The sequence below is a fragment of the Mesorhizobium sp. M8A.F.Ca.ET.207.01.1.1 genome (assembly GCF_004794715.1).
Taxonomy (GTDB): Bacteria; Pseudomonadota; Alphaproteobacteria; order Rhizobiales; family Rhizobiaceae; genus Mesorhizobium.
This window is the reverse complement of the sequence record NZ_SRUS01000004.1, coordinates 586,588-602,405: the sequence shown is the minus strand read 5'-3', so window position 1 is coordinate 602,405 and position 15,818 is coordinate 586,588. Positions and strand designations below refer to the sequence as shown.

Sequence of the window (15,818 nt, the reverse complement as noted above, 5' to 3'; positions counted from 1 at the left end):
GCTGTCGCCATCTCACCGGCCTGTTGCCGCACCCATCGGCCCCTGGCGTCGCGCAGGGACTGGCTGTTGTCAAGCCGAGCCACTGAGTGGCTGTGCCTGGCCTTCCTCAGGCGGCTAAGGCGGCCCTGTGCCTCGCCTTCCACATGAACAGGCCGATCGCCAGTATGTTCAAAAGGTTCCAGGCGATGCCGTTCAGGAACGCGGCGGCGTACGAGCCGGTCAGGTCGTAGATCCAGCCCGACATCCAGCCGCCGATAGCCATGCCGAAAATCGTCGCCATCATGACGATGCCGATGCGCTGGCCGGCCTCCTTGGCTGGCAGGTATTCGCGCACGATGATCGCGTAGCAAGGCACGATGCCGCCCTGTGACAGTCCGAAGACCAGCGACACGACATAGAGCGAGGCGAGCCCGTCGAACGGGATATAGAACAGCAATGACAGGCATTGCAGCACCGAGCCGATGAGCAGGGTTTTGACGCCGCCGATGCGGTCGGCGACGAAGCCCGAGGCAAGCCGGCTGACGACGCCCGCCGCCATCATGATGGACAGCATGTCGGCGCCATGCGCCATGCCGTAGCCAAGATCCATGCAATAGGCGACGATGTGAACCTGGGGCATCGACATCGCCACGCAGCAACCCAAGCCGGCGACCACCAGCAGCGCCTGCATGGCCCCCGGCGATATAGGAATCGGCTGCACCGACCGGCTTCCGGGCGAGCCGGCGGCAGCCGCTTCCGGCGCGCCGCGCCGCAGCAACAACACCAGCGGCACCATGGTGACCAGGCAGAAGACGCCGATTGCCGCATAGGTGAAGCGCCAGCCTTCCGCCTTGATCAGCGTCGGCATGATGGTGGGCCAGATCGCTCCGGCGAGGTAATTGCCGGCCGCCGCCGCCGTGACGGCGACGCCGCGGCGACGATTGAACCAGTGCGAGATATCGGCGATCAACGGTCCGAAGATCACCGATGTGCCGAGACCGATCAGCACCCCTTGGGCAAGGGTGAATTGCAGGATCGAGGTCGACAGCGCCGCGAGCAGGAGGCCGGCGGAGAGCGCGATCGAGGAGAACAGCGCCGGAATCCAGTAACCCATGCGGTCGATGGCGCGGCCGACCAGCACATTGCCGGCGGCAAAGCCGACCATGGTCGCGGTGTAGGGCATGGATGCCGCGGCGCGGTCGACGCCGAACTCGGCCTGTACCGCCGGCAGCACCACGACAACGGCCCACATGCCGACCGCGCCGATTGTCGCCAGCAGCATCGAGATGGCCAGCCGCATCCAGGCGTAGGAACTGTCGATACCGGGACTGGGCCGGCTCAAGTCGGTTCGGGTCAAAGGCGTTTCCTGTCGGCGGTCTCGAAAACCGGTCGCCGTTGTCGCCACTATCCGCGCATTCCCCGTCCATAGCAGCGCCACGACAGGCAAATCCGTGGCTCCAGAGCGGAAAGGCAGGTGGGAACCGACATCCATGTGTGGAGTTTCCGATCAGCAACCCCGCAAAGGAGTCCAGCCATGACCGCCACCAAGCAGAAATGGTCGGCCGAGGTAACCGAGCACAGCGATGCGATGGATCTCGAGCGGCATGTCTTCGAATCCGACGACGCCAGGAAGATCGCCGCCTCGCTCAAGCGGTCGGCCGAACACAGCCACCGTCGCAAGGCCGAGCCCTTCCAATCCGCCATGTCGATGCTGAATTTCTACATCAACAGGGCCGGCAAGAACCTGCCCGCGGCGCGCAAGAAGGTCCTCGAGGACGCCAAGGATGAACTGCGCACCGCATTCGGGCGGCCAAAGGAGGACTAGCCGCCTTCGCCCGCCAATGGCTCCTGACTGATTAGGGCGTCCTATTGCTTGATTTCGGGTTCGACGAGCCTGGCCAGGTTCCGCAGCGATTCCTGCCAGCCGAGATAGCAAGCTTCCGCCGGAATGACATCCGGGATACCGGCCTGGGTGATGTTCACTTCGGTGCCCACGGACACTTTCTTCAACGTCACGGTCACCTCGATCTCGCCGGGCAAGTTGGGATCGTCGAACCTGTCGGTGTAGCGCAGGAGTTCGCCCGCGACGAGCTCGACATACTCACCGCCAAATGAGTGGCTGTCGCCAGTGGTGAAGTTGCGGAACGACATCTTGAACGTGCCGCCGACCTTGCCCTCGAAGTGATGGACCGTGCAGGTGAAGCCGTTCGGCGGAAGCCATTTGGCAAGCGCATCGGCCTCGAGGAACGCACGGTAGACCTTCTCCGGGCTGGTGGTCAGAACGCGATGCAGACGAACGGTGCTGGGCATGTCGATACTCCTTCGTGGTCTCTGTTCGATACCCCAAGGACGGTTATCACACGGCCGATCCGACACAGGCTTTTGAGTTTTTTGACGGTGGCGGCTCCGAAATTGCTTCGATCCGGCAAGACGGAAACACCTACGCCCAACGGCGGTCTCGCGGAAACCTATCGCGAACGGATGACGTTATCGGTATTGGCCAGCAGCTTGCGCACGGCATTGCGCGCCGCATCCGGCCGCTGCAGGCGAATATTCTTTTCGATTGCCTCGTGCATCTTCTGGGCGAGCTGCAAATCGTCGAGTTCGCGGGTCGTGTAGGCAAACAGGTGATCGAAGGCGGATTCGATCAGCACACCGAGCGGGACCAGCAGGTCATTGCCGGAGGCACGCAGGATTGCGAGGTGGAAGCGGGTGTCGGCGCGGGTCCGTTCCTGCAGACTTTTCGCCTCGCCCATCTCCCGGCAAGCCTGGCTGATCTCGGCCATCTGCTCGTCGGTCCGCCGCATGGCGGCAAAGGCGGTCGCTTCCGGCTCGATGATGTGGCGGAATTCCTGCACCGTCCTCAGGAACACCTCGCGGTCGGGCGACGTCGCGTACCAGGCGAGCACATCGCGGTCGAGCAGGTTCCAGCGTTCTTTCGGTTCGACCCAACTGCCGATCTTGGGGCGCGATGCCAGGAGGCTCTTGGCCATCAGCATCTTGATCGCCTCGCGCACCGCCGACCGGCTGACGCTGAAGGTCTCCGACCACTTGGCTTCATTGGGCAGGATGGTGCCGGGCGGATAGTCGCCGCGCACGATCCTGAGCCCGATCTCGCTGGCCAGCGACGTGTGTACGCTGGAGCCGGGAATGCGCGCCGCGTCGGGCCGGCGAACACCGGCCGGGCGTTCGGCGGCTACAGCCTTTTTGGGCGATTTTTCCTTGTTCGGCCTCGCGTCCCGCATGAATTCCAGAAAGGCCGGTTTAGGGAAGCTGTCAAGCGCGGTGCGGCCATTGGGCGGCAAAGCCGGCTTCTATGCACAACCCAGCGCGATTCGACCTCGCTCAGGCGGTCTTGACGTATTTGCGCCAGCTATGCTCCGGCCGGAAGCCGAGCATGTTGCGCGCCTTGCGGTTCGATAGCAGCGTCTCGTATTCGCCGAGTTCGCCCTTGACCGGCACGCCGGGATAGAACCGCTTCAGGAGTTCGGCGGTCGGCAGATCGGACGAGGTGTCGTCATTGGCGGCGTTGAATACCTGGTAGCCCAGCCCATCCTTCTCGATGGCGCGCAGCGTGATCTGGCCAAGGTCGCGCGCGTCGATATAGCTCCAGGCGATACGTTTGCGGAAGCCCGGATCGGCGAACCATTTCGGAAACAGCGAATACTCATGCGGCTCGATGACGTTGCCGATGCGCAAGGCATAGATGTCCGTGCCATTGCGCTGCGCGAAGGCGCGCGCCGTCTTCTCGTTGACGATCTTGGACAGCGCATAGCTGTCCATCGGATCGACGTCATACTCCTCGTCGAGCGGGAAATGCGTGGGGTCGCGCGGCTCGTTGGCGAACACCAGGCCGTAGGTCGTCTCGCTGGAAGCGATGATCACCTTGCGGATGCCGAGCTTCACCGCGGCCTCGATGACGTTGTAGGTGCCCATCGCGTTGATGCGGAACACCTCGTTGTCGGGTGTGATCATGATGCGTGGGATGGCGGCGAAATGCACCACGGCGTCGACGGGCTGCGGCCGCAGCGACGGATCGAATTCGTGCAGCCCCATATAGCTCGACAGCGCGTTGAACACCTGGCCGCTGTCGGTGATGTCGGTGATCAGCGTGCGCACCTTGGGATTGTCGAGCGGTTTGGTGTCGATGTTGAGCACCTGGCAGCCCTGCTCCACCAGATATTGCACGACGTGGCGTCCAGCCTTGCCGCTGCCGCCGGTGAACATGATCCGCTTGGTCATTTCTGGTCTCCACGAAAGTCCTGGGATTTACGTCTATTGTCAGACAATATTGCTTTCTGCAACCGTCTATGGCTAAAACAGCGGCAACATTATCGATAATCACAGGACAGGACAGACAGCATGAACACCACCGCCACCAGCGAGACAATCGGCTTTGTCGGCCTTGGCCTGATGGGTCACGGCATCGCCAAGAACATCGTCGACAAGGGCTATTCCCTGACCTTTCTCGGCCGCAAGAACCGCAAGCCGGCGGAGGATCTTCTCGGCCGGGGCGCTCGTGAGGCATCGACCTCCCGAGACGTGGCGGCCGCATCCGATATCGTCTTCATCTGCGTCACCGGCTCGCGCGAGGTGGAGGCCATCATTCGCGGTCCCGGCGGCCTCAAGGAGGGTTTGAAGAAGGGGTCGGTCGTCGTCGACTGCTCGACCTCGGATCCGGTCTCGACGGTGGCGCTCGCGGCCGAACTCAAGGCGCTCGGCGTCGACTATGTCGACGCGCCGCTAAGCCGCACGCCGAAGGAAGCGTGGGAAGGCACGCTCGACGCCATGGTCGGCGCGCCCGACGCCGTCTTCGCCAGGGTCAAGCCGGTGATCGACACCTGGGCTGGCCGCATCGTCCATATCGGCGACACCGGCGACGGCCATCGCATGAAGCTGCTCAACAATTTCATCTCGCTCGGTTACGCCGCCATCTATTCCGAGGCATTGGCGCTGGCCGAGAAGGTCGGCATCTCGCCGCCGCGTTTCGACAGCGTCATCCGCAACGGCCGCATGGATTGCGGCTTCTACCAGACCTTCATGCGCTGGACGCTGGAAGGCGACCGCGACGCCCACAAATTCACCATCGCCAATGCCTTCAAGGACCTGACCTATCTGGAATCGATGGCGGGCGCGGCGGGCATCGCCAACCCGCTCGGCAACGCCACCAAGAATTCCTTCGCCGGCGCCCATGCCACCGGGCCGGCCGAGCAGTTCGTGCCGATGCTGGCGACCCATATCGCCAAGGTGAATGGTATCGACCTGATGCCGATGAAGGATGGCAAGAAGCAGACGATCTGAGGCCCCGGACGGCTGGCCTTACCGCCGGCCCCTTCCGATCCCCTCATCGGTGTCGGCGAGCAGCTTGTGCACGGCGTTGCGGGCGGCTGCCGGCCGCTGCAGGCGGATGCTCTTCTCGATCGCCTCGTGCAGATTCTGCGCCCGCCGCTGATCGCCGACCTGGCGCGTGGTGAAAGCGAAGAGATGGTCGAGCGCCGATTCGATCAGCACGCCGAGCGGCACCAGCAGGTCGTTGCCCGACGCCCGCAGGATGGCGAGGTGGAAGCGCGTATCGGCACGGATGCGCTCGGCCAGGTTGGCCGCCTCCCCCATCTCGCGGCACGCCAGGCTGATCTCGGCCATCTCCTCGTCGCTGCGCCGCATCGCGGCAAAGGCGGAGGCCTCCGGTTCGATGATGTGACGGAACTCCTGCACGGTGCGCAGGAACGCCTCGCGATCCGGTGCGGTCGCGTACCAGGCCAGCACGTCGCGGTCGAGCAGGTTCCAGCGCTCCTTCGGCTCGACCCAGCTGCCGATCTTGGGACGCGATGCCAGAAGGCTCTTGGCCATCAGCATCTTGATCGCCTCGCGCACCGCCGAACGGCTGACATTGAAGGTTTCGGCCCATTTGGCCTCATTTGGCAGGATGCTGCCGGGCGGATAGTCGCCGCGCACGATTCTGAGCCCGATCTCGCTGGCGAGCGATGCATGAACGCTGGATCCGGGAAAGTGCGCCGCATCCGCCCTGCGGACGACCGTCGTATCGCGGTTGGCTTGCGCCTTCGCCCGACCAGCCTGTTTCTTTGCCTTTTCGTCCGGCATCCACGTTCCAATAGGTCGGCCGTCTGTCGCCCGGATTGATCCGGAGCCGCGCGGCGCGCCGATCCCGTTGCCGAAAAACCAAACCATGGGCGCGACAAAGCCGGAGCCGCTGGCCCCTGAAGCGTCTGCGCCAATCATCCGACGAGGTGGAGGGGCGCCCGCTTGGCGGGCGCCCCTGATCGAAACCCTACTTCTGGATGCAGGTGTCGACCGTGTCCTTGGTGCATTCGTCGAGACCGGTGAACACCGGATCGTCAACCTTCTTGCCCGTGACCAGGTCGATCATCACCGATGGCGCCTTGTAGCCCATTTCGAAGGGCCGCTGGCCGACCAGCGCGGTGACAAGGCCGTCCCTGGCGATCGCCACCTCGTCGCCGATCGTGTCGGCGGCGCCGATGACGAAGTCGTTCTTGGCCAGCCGGTCCTTCAGCGGTCCGACCAGGTCGCGATAGGGCTGCGGCGCGCCGAACAGCGGCCAGCCGCCCATGATGCCGAACGCGTCGAGCTTGGGATTTGCGGCGAGGATGTCGGTCATCGCCTGAACGCCCTTGGCGCCGTCGTCATTGGTGAACACCGGGCAGCCGGCGACTTCCGTCCAGCCGCCTTCGCCGGCAAGGGCCGCGAGGCCCTCCTTGCCCGTCAGCGCGTCGCGCATGCCTTGCGCGCGGCGCAGGATGTTGTCGGCCGCCGGATTGCCCTCGATGGTGCAGATCGTGCCGCCGTTCGGCTTGGCCTTCTTGATGTACTCGCCGATCTTCTTGCCCATCAGATAGTTGTCGGTGCCGAGATAGGTCTTGCGCAGCGCCGCGTCTTCCTTGGCGAGGTCGGCGTCGACGGTCATGATCGGAATCGACGGATTGGCGCTCTTGATCGTCTGCGCGATCAGCGGCGCGTTGGACGGCGAGATCGCCATCGCCACCGTGTCGGCCTTGCTCAGCATATCCTGCACGATCTGCGCCTCGCCGGCCTCGTCGGAAGTCGATGCCGGGCCGGTGTAGAAGCATTCATATTCCGAGCTGGCGTTTTCCTTGTTCCACTTCTCGCAGCCCTGGTGGATGGCTTCGAAGAACGGATTGTCGAGACCTTTCACCACGATGACGAGCTGCTTCTTGGCCAAAGCCGGCCCGGCGCCCAGCGCCATGGCGGCGACGGCGGCGAGCAATACTGTTTTCCTCATGTCAGTCCTCCCTTGGAAACAGACGGACACGGCGTGCCCGCCACACAAACCAGCCAGGATGCGAGATGACTGAGACGCGTGCGCTCATTCAATCCGGCCAGGCCGATAAGCATTTTCAGATGCGACCAGTTCAGCGATGACGCCGCACGATCGCCAAAACCTTCCGAACGGTGGCGCCGCCGATGGCGTCGTCAAGGCCGGCATGTCTTCCTCCGACGCTCAACTAATAACGGCTTGCCGCCAACGTCAATTGCTATTTGTCCTACAAAACTGATTTTTCAAAAACAGCGCGCCACTATTCGTCTGACAATTGCCCGTCGACAATTGACGCCCGCGACGCCATTCGCGTAAATGACGGCATCGCTGTCCCGGGAGGAGTTGGGAAGGCGAATGGATGCCGTCGCCTGTCCGCGGGCGGATGGGCCTGATATGGGAGGCAAAGACTGGTGGCGGTTCTCGAACTCACCAACATCTCGAAGCATTTCGGCGCCATCCAGGCGGTCAACGACGTGTCGCTGTCGATCGAGCCCGGACAGGTTGTGGGCCTGATGGGAGACAATGGCGCCGGCAAATCGACGCTGGTCAAGATGATAGCCGGCAATTTCCGGCCGAGCCATGGCACGATGCGGATGGATGACAAGGAGCTGATCCTGCATAAGCCGGTCGAGGCGCGCCAGCACGGCATCGAGATCGTTCACCAGGACCTGGCGCTCTGCAACAATCTGACTGCGGCGGCCAATGTCTATCTCGGCCGCGAATTGCGCCGCGGCGTCGGCCCGTTCCGCATCCTCGACTACGCCGCCATGTACAAGCGCGCCGGCCAGATCTTCGCCGAACTGAAATCCGAGACCCGCCCGCGCGACCTCGTCAAGCAGATGTCGGGCGGCCAGCGCCAGGCGGTGGCGATCGCCCGCACCATGCTGTCTCAGGCCAAGATCGTGCTGATGGACGAGCCGACGGCGGCGATCTCGGTGCGGCAGGTCGCCGAAGTGCTGAACCTCATCCGTCATCTGCGCGACCAGGGCATCGCTGTCGTGCTGATCAGCCACCGCATGCCCGACGTCTTCGACGTCGCCGACCGCGTCATCGTCATGCGGCGCGGCAGGAAGGTCGCCGACAAGGCGATCGCGTCGAGTTCGCCCGAGGAAGTCACCGGGCTGATCACCGGCGCCATCGAGCAGGTGGCATGAGAATGGCGAACCCGGATTTCACCGCGCATCGGCAGCGCAGGAAAGGTCGATAATGGCAGTCACCCTTGACCAGACGATCGCGCAGAAGCAGCACACCTTCCTGTCGCGCCTGTTCTCCAGCCAGACTTTCTGGGTGGTGATCGCCGTCATCCTGGCCTGTATTTTCCTGTCCTTCGCCACCGACGCATTCGCCACCTCCAAGAACCTCTACAACATCACCCGCAACATCACCTTCGTCGCCATCGTCGCGCTCGGCATGACCTTCGTCATCATCACCGGCGGCATCGACCTGTCTGTCGGTTCGGTGCTGTGCCTGTGCTCGATGGTGCTGGCGGTCACCATGCATGCCGGTTATTCGATAGAGATCGGCATTCTGGCCACTATCGCCACCGCGCTCGTCATCGGCGCCTTCAATGGCATTTTTATCGCCTACCTGGGCTTTCCGCCCTTCGTGGTGACGCTCGGCATGCTGTCGATCGCCCGTAGCCTTGCCATGGTCGCCTCAAACAACACCGTCGTCTTCCAGTTCGGGCCGGACCACAACAAGCTGCTGGCGCTCGGCGGCGGCGCCTGGGTGTTCGGCATCGCCAATCCGGTGCTCTACATGATCATCCTGGCGCTGATCACCGGCTTCATCCTGCGCTGGACGAAGTTCGGCCGCCATATCTTCGCCATTGGCGGCAACGAGCACGCGGCGACGCTGACCGGCGTACCGGTCAAGCAGATCAAGGTCGCCGTCTACATGATCTCGGCGCTGTCAGCCGGCATTGCCGGCATCATCGAGACCGGGTGGCTCGGCGCCGTCACCACCAATCTCGGCAACGGCATGGAACTGCAAGTGATCGCCGCCACCGTCATCGGCGGCGCCAATCTGGCCGGCGGCGTCGGCACCGCCTTCGGCGCCATTGTCGGTGCTGCCCTCATCGAGGTGATCCGAAACAGCCTTGGCCTGCTTGGCATCAACGCCTTCTGGCAAGGCACCTTCATCGGCGGCGCCATCCTGCTGGCGGTTCTGTTCGACCGCATCCGCAATTTCAGGCGCAGCGACTGAGAGCACGTCGTCGAAGCGCTATTCGTTCTGGTTCCTATCGCTCAGTCTGAAAATCGGCTGAAGCCGACCGCCATTGGTTCCGGCCAACAACCGATGCCTTGACGGATACCGAAAACCGGCCGCACAATCCCCCTGCAGGCGAAGGGAGGCCAGTCGCCTGCGGGAGGATATACCCATGACGGAAGCGATCAGGCTCTACTGGGGCCGGTTCGGACATGTTTCTGTCCTGAATGTCGCGAGCGACTTCGTCACCCATGCCCATGTCGAGGCGCATCTGATCATCTGGCTCGAAGGCACCGCCGGCGAGATGACCATCGGCCGTGAGACGGTCCGCCTCGGCCCGGGTACCGCCGCCGGCATCAACTCGCTCCAGCCGCATAGCCACGTCCTGTCCCAGGACGGACGGCCGGGCCTGTTCCTGGCCTTCTACATCGACCCGGACTGGGCGCGCCGGCGCCGCGACCTGCCGTCCAGCGCGCCGCTGTTCTCACAGGCGGCGATCGCGCTCGAGCCGTGGCTGCACCAGGCCGCCGCCAGCCTGCTCGATCATCTCACCGACAATGAAAGCGTCGACGACGTCGCCAACTACGAGATCGAGCGCTTCATCGACTCGGTGCTCGATGCCGCCGACGCCTCGGCGCCGCAGGAAGCGCGCGGCCGCATCAGCACCATGCAGGATTTCCGCGTCCGCAAGGCGATCCAGCTGATGAAGGCCAATGTCTGCGAGCGCATCTCCTTCGACGATGTAGCCCGCAGCGTCGGCCTGTCGCGGCCGCATTTCTTCGCCTTGTTCAAGGAACAGACCAATCTGACGCCAAACGTCTACTGGAACACGCTGCGAATGGAGGAAGCGGTGCGGCAGCTGCAATGGTCGCAGGAGCCGCTGATCTCGGTCGCCTGCAATCTTGGCTTCACCACGCAGGGCAATTTCTCGCGCTTCTTCCGCGACCATGTCGGGGTGCCGCCGACGCTCTACCGCGAGGCCGCGCGGGCCACGGCCTGAGTCGGCGCCATCTGTTTTTCAGACTGGTTGATACGCGCTCAAGACGCATTGATAAGCGCTGCCCGCTCCAGCGCCCTACCCTTGCCGCAACGAACTCCGCAAGGGAACACCATATGCCCAAAGTCACCATCTCCAGCGTCATCGACGCGCCGGTCGAAAAGGTCTGGGCGCGCATACGCGACTTCAACGGGCTGCCGGGCTGGCACCCGCGCATGGTCGAGAGCCATATCGAGGACGGCAAGGATGCGACCACGATCGGCTGCGTACGCAACTTCCAGCTCGCCAGCGGTGCCCGCCTGCGCGAAAAACTGCTCGACTTTTCCGATGACGATTTCCTCGTCAGCTATTCCATCCTGGAGACGCCGCAGCCGCTCACCAACCACAAGGCGACGCTGCAGCTCAGGCGCGTCACCGACGGCGACCGCACCTATGCCGAATGGACCGCCAGCTTCGACGCCGCCCCCGAGGATGCGGACAAGCTGGCCGAGGGCATGGGCGCCAATGTCTTCCAGGGCGGCTTCAATGCCCTGAAGAGCCATTTCGCCGGCCAGAGCTGAAGGAGCGGACCATGGCGCTGGCGCTGCAGACTTTTGCAACGGTAAAGGACGCGAACGCCGCGCTGAAATCCGCCGGCACGCGCTATCTCGGCGGCGGCACACTCGTGGTCCGCGCGGCCAATGAAGGCGACGTCTCGGTCTCCGGGCTTGTCAGGTCGACCGAACCGGCCCTGTCGGCCATCGAGGTCAGCGGCGGCAAGGTCCGCATCGGCGCCTCGGTGACCATGGCGGAGATCGCCCGCCACCCGGATCTCGGTACCCTTGCCAAGGCCGCGCGCGCCGTCGGCGGTCCGGCGATCCGCAACATGGCGACTGTAGGCGGCAATCTGTTCGCGCCGTCGCCCTATGGTGATTTTGCCGTAGCCCTGCTGGCGCTCGACGCAACGGTCGGCACCGATGACGGCGACACGCCCATCGAAACCTTCCTGGCCGGGCGGGACAACAGCCGCGCCATCGTCACGTCGGTCAGTTTCATGCTTCCGAGGGCCGGCAGTTTCCGCTTCCTCAAAGTGTCTCGGGTCAAGCCCAAGGGGGTCTCGGTGCTGAGCATTGCGATCGTTCTGGAACAGGCTGGAAACGGGACCGTCTCCTCGGCGCGGATCGCGCTCGGCTGCATGGCCGATCGGCCGGTGCGCGCCAAGGCGGCGGAAAACGCACTGCTGGGAAAAACGCTTGATCAAGACGGCATCGCGGCAGCGCTGGCCGCCTGCACCGAAGGCGCCGCGCCGATCACCGATCCCATCGCCAGCGCCTGGTACCGCGCCGAAGTGCTGCCGGTCCATCTCGGCCGGCTGCTGCTCGGCTGATGCCTGTCGCCCAAAAGTGTGAAGCGGTTCTGGGAGAACGACAAGCACAAAAATGAACACGTCGGGGGGCGCGCGCTTGCCCTGCGGGGCAGGCGCGCAAGGAGGAAGAATGGCAAAGGTCCCGGTTCAATTCACGCTCAATGGCTCTGAAAAGGCCGAATTCGTCGACAGCGGCACGACGCTGCTCAATGCGTTGCGCGACAAGATCGGCGACACCTCGCCAAAGGGCGGCTGCCACCAGGGCACGTGCGGCGCCTGCTCCGTCATCGTCGACGGCGAGTTGAGGCTCTCCTGCCTGACGCTGGCCGAAACCTGCAACGGCGCAACGATCACCACCACATCGGGCCTTGCCGAAGGCGGCGTGTTGCACCCGCTGCAGCGCGCCTTCCTCGACACTTTCGCCAGCCAATGCGGCTTCTGCACGCCGGGCATGATCATGGCCGCCAAGGTGCTGCTCGACCACACGCCCAACCCCAGCCGCGACGAGGTCGTCGAAGCGCTGTCCGGGAACATCTGCCGTTGCACCGGTTACGAGCCGATCATCCAGGCGGTGCTCACCGCCGCCCGCGCCAACTCGCAGAACGCGGCCTGAGGACCAAAAGAATGGAACTGCGCAAGAGCTACTTCGCCGATGTCCGCAAGGACGATCTGCACGAGATCGGCCAGGCCCGGCCACGCTCGGATTCGCCCGGCCATGTCACCGGCAAGACCACCTTCTTCGCCGACCGTAACTTCCCCGGCATGCTGCATCTGAAGATGGTGCGCAGCCCGCACCACCATGCCCGCATCCGCTCGATCGACACCTCCGAGGCAGAGATGCATCCGGGCGTCGTCAAGGTGCTGACGGCCAAGGACGTGCCGCACAATGTCTACACCATCCTGATCCTGATCCAGATCGGACCCGAGGATGAGACGGTGCTGGCCGACGGCAAGGTGCGCTGGAAGGGCGAGGCCGTGGTGGCGGTGCTGGCCGAAACCGAACGGGCCGCCCAGGAAGCCGCCGCCAAGGTCAAGGTCGACTACGAAGTGCTGCCGGCGGTCTTCGACATGGAGGAAGCGCTGAAGCCCGGCGCGCCCATCGTCAACGAATATCACGGCCAGAATTATTACCTGTATGACAGAGGCGAGTGCCGCAAGGTGCGCTTCGGCGATGTCGAGGCGGGGTTTGCCGGGGCCGATCACGTGCTGGAGCAAAGCTATCAATCCTCGCCCATCGAGCACGCGCCGACCGAGACCACCGGCTGCGTGGTGGCGCCCGAAGGCAATGATCGCTTCACCTGCTACACCAACACCCAGGCGATGTTCTTCACCCTCGACAACACTTCGATCATCCTGCAGATGCCGGGCTCGAAGCTGCATTTCGTCGGCGGCACCGTCGGCGGCGGCTTTGGCGGCAAGGTCGATGTCATCGTCGAGCCGATCGCCGTCCTCGGCGCAAAATTAACCGGACGACCGGTCTGTTTTATCTACAGCCGGGAGGAGGAGATGCAGATCTCCTCGCCGCGCGCGGCCGAAAAAATCGTCATCAAGGACGGCGTCATGAAGGACGGCCGCATCGTAGCGCGGAAAGTCACAGGCTATACCGATGCCGGCGCCTACTCCCGCCACTCGCCCTATGGCGCGCAGAAGGGCGCGGGCCATTATCCCGGTCCCTACACCATCCCCAATGTCTGGATCGACACCTACTGCGTCTACACCAACCGCACACCGTCGTCGGCCATGCGCGGCTTCGGCGTCACCATCGGCGACTTCGCGCTGGAAGTGCAGATGGACAAGCTGGCCCGGCTGATCGGCATGGACCCGCTCGAATTCCGCTTCATCAACGCTTATCGTGACGGCGACATGAAAGCGCATCGCCAGCCGACCGAGGGCGCGGCACTGATCGAGTGCATGCAGGAAGCAGCGCGCGCCGCCAACTGGCCGGTGGCGGAGAAATACATGGCGATGTCCTCCTACAAGAAGGGAGCCTGAGATGGCGATCCGGCGCGGACGCGGCGTCGCCGCGATCAACTACCCCACGGGCATGAATCTCGGCGGCGATCCGACCCAGGCGCTGGTGCATTCGACCCCGACCGGCAATTTCATGGTGACGCTTTCCAGTGTCGATCTCGGCCAGGGCATGAAGCAGATCATGGCGCAGATCTGCGCCGAGACAATCGGCGTGCCGACCGACCGCGTCGTCGTCGACACCGCCGACACCGACACCGGCCCGCACTGCATGGGCACCTTCGCCTCGCGCGGCACCCACCGCGCTGGCAATGCCGTGATCCAGGCCGCCATGGAGGCCCGTCAGGTGATGCTGGAAGTGGCCGCCGAAGAGCTGGAAGTGAACGCCTCGGACCTCGAAACCGACGGCCAGGGCAACATATTGGTCAAGGGTGCGCCGCAGAAATCGATCTCGATCTTCGACGTCGCGCTGTCGGCGCATTTCAAACGCGGGCGCTCCATATCGGGGCGCGGCATGTTCCTGATCCCGCGCTCCTATCCGGAGAAGGAAACCGGCGCGATGAAGCCGTCGACCTGCTACGCGCATGCCTGCACGGTCGCTGAAGTCGAGGTCGACGATGAGACCGGCGAAGTGACCGTGCTCACCGTGAAGAACGTCTTCGAGATCGGCCGCGCGCTGAACCCGAAAATGGTCGAGCAGCAGCTGGTCGGCGGCTCCTGGATGGGCATCAGCCACGCACTCTACGAGGCGACCGAGCCCTATTATCCCAACCGCGACCATGGCGGCACCGATTTCAACCAGTATTTGATGCCCGGTCCCGGCGACCTCGCCGAGACCGAAATCATCGTTCTGGAGCGTCCGTCCGGCGACGGACCGTATGGCGCCAAGGGGCCGGGCGAAATGTGCGCCAACCCGCAAATACCGGCGGTCGCCAATGCCGTCTTCGACGCCGTGGGCGTGCGCATCGACACGCTGCCGATCACGCCGGAGCGCATTTTGCGGGCGCTGAAGGCGCAAGCGAACTGAGTGCCGAAAATGCCCGAGGTGAACACCGAGACTGTCGCGACCTCGCCGGAGGCGGTGGCACAGCATCTCGCCGCCTCGCGCTATCTGGCCGACGAAAGCCTCGCCACCGCCATCTTTCTTGCTATCCGGCTCGGCAAGCCGCTGCTGCTCGAAGGCGCGCCGGGCGTCGGCAAGACGGAAGCGGCCAAGGCGATCGCCGCGCTGCTCGGGCGCGATCTGGTGCGGCTGCAATGCTACGAAGGCATCGACGCCGCGCACGCGCTCTACGAATGGAATTATCAGCGCCAGTTGCTCGCCATCCGTCATGCCGGCGAGCACGAGATCGACATCTATGACGACCGTTTCCTCATCGCCCGTCCCCTGTTGCAAGTGCTGAAGGCGCCGCAGCAGCGCGTGTTGCTGGTCGATGAGATCGACCGCTCGGACCATGAATTCGAAGCGCTGCTGCTGGAATTCCTCTCCGACTTCCAGATCAGCATTCCCGAGCGCGGCACCATCCGTGCCGAGGCACAGCCGATCGTCGTGCTGACCTCGAACCGCACCCGCGAACTCGCCGAAGCGCTGCGCCGCCGCTGCGTCTATCACTGGATCGGCTATCCCGACGCCGAACGCGAGGCCGCCATCATCATGCTGCGCGCCGGCGATGTGGCGCAGGCCACTGCTCGCGCCGTGGCGGCGGCTGTACAGACCATCCGCGCCCGGCCGCTCGCCAAGCCACCCGGCATCGCCGAAGCCGTCGAATGGGCCAATGCCTCGACAATCCTCGAAAAAGGCGGCAGCCCATGGCCGGAAGCCTTCCGCCGCGCCATCGGCGTGCTGATCAAGGACGAGGAAGACCTGTCCTACATTGCTCCGGAGCTCGGCCGCATCGTCAAGGAGGCGCTGGCGTGATGCGGGGAGTCAACAAGCCTCTGTCTCTAACGTCGGCGGGACAGCGCCCCCCTCTGTCCTGCCGGACATCTCCCCCACGAGGGGGGAG

General features: G+C 64.1%; 17 protein-coding genes. 11 read left to right on the top strand and 6 right to left on the bottom strand.

The genetic code is table 11. The annotated features are described in order from the left end of the window. Positions 1-106: 106 nt before the first annotated feature. Positions 107-1,336, bottom strand: coding sequence for an MFS transporter (locus EN850_RS15340; RefSeq protein WP_136091675.1), 1,230 nt, complete (start codon positions 1,334-1,336; stop codon positions 107-109). Positions 1,337-1,513: 177 nt separating this feature from the next. Here EN850_RS15340 and EN850_RS15335 point away from each other — a divergent pair, with 177 nt between their 5' ends. Further along, positions 1,514-1,804 (top strand): DUF3175 domain-containing protein, encoded by a 291-nt coding sequence (locus tag EN850_RS15335; protein ID WP_136091674.1) that lies wholly within the window; start codon positions 1,514-1,516, stop codon positions 1,802-1,804. A gap of 41 nt (positions 1,805-1,845) precedes the next feature. On the opposite strand, the gene EN850_RS15330 is transcribed toward EN850_RS15335, so the two are convergent. The 3 genes from EN850_RS15330 to EN850_RS15320 all read right to left on the bottom strand — a co-directional run bounded on the left by EN850_RS15330 (position 1,846) and on the right by EN850_RS15320 (position 4,221). Beyond that, complete coding sequence (locus EN850_RS15330) at positions 1,846-2,289, bottom strand: SRPBCC family protein (RefSeq protein WP_127279253.1); 444 nt, start codon at positions 2,287-2,289, stop codon at positions 1,846-1,848. 158 nt (positions 2,290-2,447) lie between these two features. Further along, positions 2,448-3,224: a FadR/GntR family transcriptional regulator gene (locus EN850_RS15325; protein WP_127279252.1), complete on the bottom strand. Its 777-nt coding sequence runs from the start codon at positions 3,222-3,224 to the stop codon at positions 2,448-2,450. Positions 3,225-3,324: 100 nt separating this feature from the next. Further along, on the bottom strand, positions 3,325-4,221 hold the full coding sequence (locus EN850_RS15320; protein ID WP_127279251.1) for an NAD(P)-dependent oxidoreductase: 897 nt from the start codon (positions 4,219-4,221) through the stop codon (positions 3,325-3,327). A gap of 120 nt (positions 4,222-4,341) precedes the next feature. Here EN850_RS15320 and EN850_RS15315 point away from each other — a divergent pair, with 120 nt between their 5' ends. Further along, positions 4,342-5,280 carry an NAD(P)-dependent oxidoreductase gene (locus EN850_RS15315; RefSeq protein ID WP_127873189.1) on the top strand — a complete coding sequence of 313 codons (939 nt, stop codon included), beginning with the start codon at positions 4,342-4,344 and terminating at the stop codon, positions 5,278-5,280. An 18-nt stretch (positions 5,281-5,298) separates the two neighbouring features. Here EN850_RS15315 and EN850_RS15310 read toward each other — a convergent pair whose 3' ends face one another. Together EN850_RS15310 and EN850_RS15305 are read right to left on the bottom strand one after the other, a co-directional pair. Then, complete coding sequence (locus EN850_RS15310) at positions 5,299-6,081, bottom strand: FadR/GntR family transcriptional regulator (RefSeq protein ID WP_135881975.1); 783 nt, start codon at positions 6,079-6,081, stop codon at positions 5,299-5,301. Between the two features lie 187 nt (positions 6,082-6,268). Further along, entirely contained in the window at positions 6,269-7,258 is a 990-nt protein-coding gene (locus EN850_RS15305; RefSeq protein ID WP_127280594.1) for a sugar-binding protein, read from the bottom strand. A gap of 446 nt (positions 7,259-7,704) precedes the next feature. Here EN850_RS15305 and EN850_RS15300 point away from each other — a divergent pair, with 446 nt between their 5' ends. The 9 genes from EN850_RS15300 to EN850_RS15260 all read left to right on the top strand — a co-directional run bounded on the left by EN850_RS15300 (position 7,705) and on the right by EN850_RS15260 (position 15,730). After that, entirely contained in the window at positions 7,705-8,448 is a 744-nt protein-coding gene (locus EN850_RS15300; protein ID WP_127280595.1) for an ATP-binding cassette domain-containing protein, read from the top strand. A gap of 52 nt (positions 8,449-8,500) precedes the next feature. Next, complete coding sequence (locus tag EN850_RS15295; RefSeq protein WP_127873191.1) at positions 8,501-9,499, top strand: ABC transporter permease; 999 nt, start codon at positions 8,501-8,503, stop codon at positions 9,497-9,499. Positions 9,500-9,674: 175 nt separating this feature from the next. Continuing rightward, positions 9,675-10,502: an AraC family transcriptional regulator gene (locus EN850_RS15290; RefSeq protein WP_127278864.1), complete on the top strand. Its 828-nt coding sequence runs from the start codon at positions 9,675-9,677 to the stop codon at positions 10,500-10,502. Between the two features lie 113 nt (positions 10,503-10,615). Beyond that, positions 10,616-11,059, top strand: coding sequence for an SRPBCC family protein (locus EN850_RS15285; protein ID WP_136091673.1), 444 nt, complete (start codon positions 10,616-10,618; stop codon positions 11,057-11,059). An 11-nt stretch (positions 11,060-11,070) separates the two neighbouring features. Then, positions 11,071-11,865, top strand: a complete 795-nt coding sequence (locus EN850_RS15280; RefSeq protein ID WP_136091672.1) for a xanthine dehydrogenase family protein subunit M — start codon at positions 11,071-11,073, stop codon at positions 11,863-11,865. 109 nt (positions 11,866-11,974) lie between these two features. Continuing rightward, on the top strand, positions 11,975-12,457 hold the full coding sequence (locus EN850_RS15275; protein WP_127278867.1) for a (2Fe-2S)-binding protein: 483 nt from the start codon (positions 11,975-11,977) through the stop codon (positions 12,455-12,457). An 11-nt stretch (positions 12,458-12,468) separates the two neighbouring features. After that, a complete protein-coding gene (locus EN850_RS37730; RefSeq protein ID WP_136091671.1) occupies positions 12,469-13,836 on the top strand; it encodes a xanthine dehydrogenase family protein molybdopterin-binding subunit in 1,368 nt (455 codons plus the stop codon). Position 13,837: 1 nt separating this feature from the next. Continuing rightward, entirely contained in the window at positions 13,838-14,839 is a 1,002-nt protein-coding gene (locus EN850_RS37725; protein WP_136091670.1) for a molybdopterin cofactor-binding domain-containing protein, read from the top strand. Positions 14,840-14,848: 9 nt separating this feature from the next. Then, positions 14,849-15,730 (top strand): MoxR family ATPase, encoded by an 882-nt coding sequence (locus tag EN850_RS15260; RefSeq protein ID WP_136091669.1) that lies wholly within the window; start codon positions 14,849-14,851, stop codon positions 15,728-15,730. Positions 15,731-15,818 lie beyond the last annotated feature (88 nt).